We start from the raw sequence: 3191 nt of genomic DNA, 5'->3' as shown, positions 1-3191 counted from the left end.
CGGCGTGCACGCGGTGGGGTACGCGGACTGCAACGACCCGGCGCTGTTCCTCGGCGAGGCCGAGGGCACGCTCGCGGTGGCGGTGCCGCTGGACGACCACGTCGCGGACCCGGGGGCGTATCCGCTGATGACGGCGTACCTGCTGGCCGCGGCCGGGCTGGAGCTGCCGTAGCCGGGGGCGCCCCGGCCCGTACGCCGGTCAGGCGCGCGGGACGCGGATCACGCCCTCCTGGATCACCGACGCCGCCAGCCGCCCGTCGCGGGTGAAGATCCGCCCCGTGCTGAGCCCCCGCCCGCCCTGCGACGTCGGCGACTCCTGGTCGTACAGCAGCCACTCGTCCGCCCGGAACGGCCGGTGGAACCACATCGCGTGGTCCAGGCTGGCGCCGACGACGTCGCCGACGGCCCAGCCGCCGCGGCCGTGCGCGAGCAGCACGGAGTCGAGCAGGGTCATGTCCGAGACGTACGTCATGAGGCAGACGTGCAGCAGCGGGGTGTCGATGGCGCCGGTGAGCCTGCCGTTCGTACGGAACCACACCTGCGAGCGCGGCTCCCGCGGCACCCCGGGCTCGCCGCCCCAGGGCGGCGGCGCGGCGTAGCGCAGGTCGACCGCGGCGCGCGCCTCCAGCAGCCGGCGGGCGAGGGCGGGGTCGAGGAAGTTGACGGCGTAGCGCGGCATCGCCTCCTCGGCGGTGGGCAGCTTCTCCGGGTCGGGCGCCGGCGGCATGGGCACCTGGTGCTCCAGGCCCTCCTCGTGGAGCTGGAAGGACGCGGAGAGGTTGAAGACCGGCTGGCCGTGCTGGACGGCGACGACGCGGCGGGTGGTGAAGGAGCGGCCGTCGCGGATGCGGTCGACGGTGTAGACGAGGGGGGCGCCGGGGTCGCCGGGGCGCAGAAAGTAGGCGTGCAGCGAGTGCGGCGGCCGGTCGGCGGGCACGGTGCGGCCGGCGGCGACGAGCGCCTGCGCGGCGACCTGCCCGCCGAAGACCCGCGGGACGACGGCGGTGCGGGAGTGGCCGCGGTAGATGTCCTGTTCGATCTGCTCCAGGTCCAGCAGGTCGACCAGTTCGGTGAGGGCGGCGTCGTCCATGGTGCGAGTCTCGCAGAGCCCGCGGCCCTACAGGCCCATCGACTTGGCGACGATGGAGCGCATGACCTCGCTGGTGCCGCCGTAGATGCGGGTGACGCGGGTGTCGGCGTAGAGGCGGGAGATGGGGTACTCGTTCATGTAGCCGTAGCCGCCGTGCAGTTGCAGGCACTTGTCGATGACGACGGCGGCGCGCTCGGTGCAGAAGAGCTTGACGGCGGCGGCGTCGGCGACGCCCAGGTCGCCCGTGTCGTGCGCGTCCAGGGCGCGGTCGACGTACGCCTCCATGGCGTCGACCTCGGCCTTGCAGTCGGCGAGGACGAACTTGGTGTTCTGGAACTCCGCCACCGTCCGGCCGAAGACCGTGCGCTCCCTGACGTACTCCAGCGCGAACCGCACGGCCGCGGCGGCCTGGGCGTATGCGCCGACGGCGATGCCGAGGCGCTCCTGCGGGAGGTTGTGGGTGAGGTACGTGAACGCCCTGCCCTCCTCGCCGAGCAGGTCGGCGACGGGCACCTTGACGTCGGTGAAGCTCAGCTCCGCGGTGTCGGAGGACTTGAGCCCCAGCTTGTCGAGCTTGCGCCCGACGGCGTAGCCCTCGGAGGCGGTGTCGACGACGAGGATGGAGATGCCGCCGCGGCGGTCCTCGGGGGCCGGCGGGGCGGTGCGGGCGCAGACGAGGACGCGGTCGGCCTGGACGCCGCCGGTGATGAAGGTCTTGGCGCCGTTGAGGACGTAGTGCGTGCCGTCGCCGGAGAGCTTCGCGGTGGTCTTCATGCCGGCGAGGTCGGAGCCGGTGCCGGGCTCGGTCATGGCGATGGCGGTCATCATGTCGCCGGAGACGAAGGCGGGCAGCCAGCGGCGCTTCTGCTCCTCGCTGCCGTACTTGAGCAGGTAGGGCAGGCAGAGGGCGGTGTGCACGGAGGAGCCGCCGAAGGAGACGCCGGCGCGGGCGCACTCCTCGCTGATGACGGCGTTGAACTTGAAGCTGCTCTCGCCGGCGCCGCCGTACTCCTCGGGCACCTCGATGCCGAAGACGCCCAGCTCGCCGAGCTTCTTGTACAGCTCGCGGGGGACGGCGCCGGCTTCCATCCACTCGTGGTAGTACGGCACGACCTCGGCGGCGATGAAGTCCCGGATGGTCTCGCGGAACGCCTCGTGGTCCTCGTTGAACACCGTCCGCCGCATGGTCCTCGCCTCCCGGGGCAACTCCGACTAAGCGCTTGCTCAGCGTCGTACCCCTGAAGTTACCTGCGGGTCACCAGGGCTGTCCAGGCCGCAGCCGCGCGGCGGAGGTCACAGCTCCGGCCGCGGCGCCGCCGCGAAGGCGCCGCGGGCGAGCCGGTGGAGGAGGGCGGCGGTGGCGCCGCGGTCGGGGAGGGTGCCGCGGGCGCCGAGGTGGGGGGTGGAGTTGAGGAGGCCGAAGACCGCGTGGACGGCGGTACGGGCCGCGCCCTCCGTCAGCGCCGGGTAGACCTCCCGTACGACGTCGACCCACAGCTCGGCGTACTGCCGCTGCAGCTGGCGCACCAGCTTGCGGTCCTCGTCGCGCAGCCGGTCCAGCTCGCGGTCGTGCAGGATGATCAGCGGCCGGTCGTCCAGCGCGAAGTCGATGTGGCCGCTGATCAGCGCGTCCAGCGGCGCGTCCGGGCCGGCCCCGCGGACCGCCGCCCGCGCGCGGCCCGCCGCCAGCAGCCGCTCGCTGATGCCGACCAGCAGCTCCGCGAGCATGGCGTCCTTGCCGGCGAAGTGCCGGTACAGGCCGGGGCCGCTGATGCCGACCGCGGCGCCTATCTCGTCCACGCCGACCCCGTGGAAGCCGCGGTCCGCGAAGAGGCGCGCGGCCTCCTTAAGGATCTGCTCGCGTCTGGTGGGCGCGGGGGCCTCGGTGCTCATGCGGACCATTGTAGACAGCCCGGTTAGTGAGCGTTAACCTTGGGCACACGGCGTTAACGACAGCTAACCTGCTTGTCGGCCTGTACGGCATGACGGCCGGACGGCTCAACGGCTCAATGGCTCATCGAGGAAGGGCGCGCCCCCGTGGACCACGCACCCGTGCTGACGACCGCCGCCGACCCCGCCGGCCCGGCCGGCGCCGCCTGGC

At 73.0% G+C, this 3191-nt stretch carries 4 protein-coding genes; 1 reads left to right on the top strand and 3 read right to left on the bottom strand.

Annotation, left to right across the window (positions count from 1 at the left end):
- Positions 1-172 (top strand): phosphatase (locus tag H5J30_RS23705; RefSeq protein WP_181789399.1); only part of this gene is annotated, 172 nt, incomplete at its 5' end.
- A 27-nt stretch (positions 173-199) separates the two neighbouring features.
- Here the strand turns inward: H5J30_RS23705 and H5J30_RS23700 are convergent.
- The 3 genes from H5J30_RS23700 to H5J30_RS23690 form a co-directional block, all read right to left on the bottom strand.
- Positions 200-1090: an acyl-CoA thioesterase gene (locus tag H5J30_RS23700; protein ID WP_181789398.1), complete on the bottom strand. Its 891-nt coding sequence runs from the start codon at positions 1088-1090 to the stop codon at positions 200-202.
- A gap of 27 nt (positions 1091-1117) precedes the next feature.
- Positions 1118-2275 carry an acyl-CoA dehydrogenase family protein gene (locus H5J30_RS23695; protein ID WP_181789397.1) on the bottom strand — a complete coding sequence of 386 codons (1158 nt, stop codon included), beginning with the start codon at positions 2273-2275 and terminating at the stop codon, positions 1118-1120.
- A gap of 108 nt (positions 2276-2383) precedes the next feature.
- The gene (locus H5J30_RS23690; protein ID WP_181789396.1) at positions 2384-2983 is read right to left on the bottom strand and encodes an SACE_7040 family transcriptional regulator; all 600 of its coding nucleotides are present in this window, start codon (positions 2981-2983) and stop codon (positions 2384-2386) included.
- Positions 2984-3191 lie beyond the last annotated feature (208 nt).

Origin of the sequence: Streptomyces phytophilus (genome assembly GCF_013870535.1) — a bacterium.
Classification (GTDB): Bacteria; Actinomycetota; Actinomycetes; order Streptomycetales; family Streptomycetaceae; genus Streptomyces; species Streptomyces phytophilus.
The sequence above is the reverse complement of the archived record's forward strand: the minus strand, read 5'-3'. Positions and strand labels throughout refer to the sequence as shown.

What these genes read in the sequence shown, in the direction of transcription:
- H5J30_RS23700 (WP_181789398.1), bottom strand. Translation starts at nt 1,090, where the DNA reads ATGGACGACGCCGCCCTCACCGAACTGGTCGACCTGCTGGACCTGGAG.
- H5J30_RS23695 (WP_181789397.1), bottom strand. Translation starts at nt 2,275, where the DNA reads ATGCGGCGGACGGTGTTCAACGAGGACCACGAGGCGTTCCGCGAGACC.
- H5J30_RS23690 (WP_181789396.1), bottom strand. Translation starts at nt 2,983, where the DNA reads ATGAGCACCGAGGCCCCCGCGCCCACCAGACGCGAGCAGATCCTTAAG.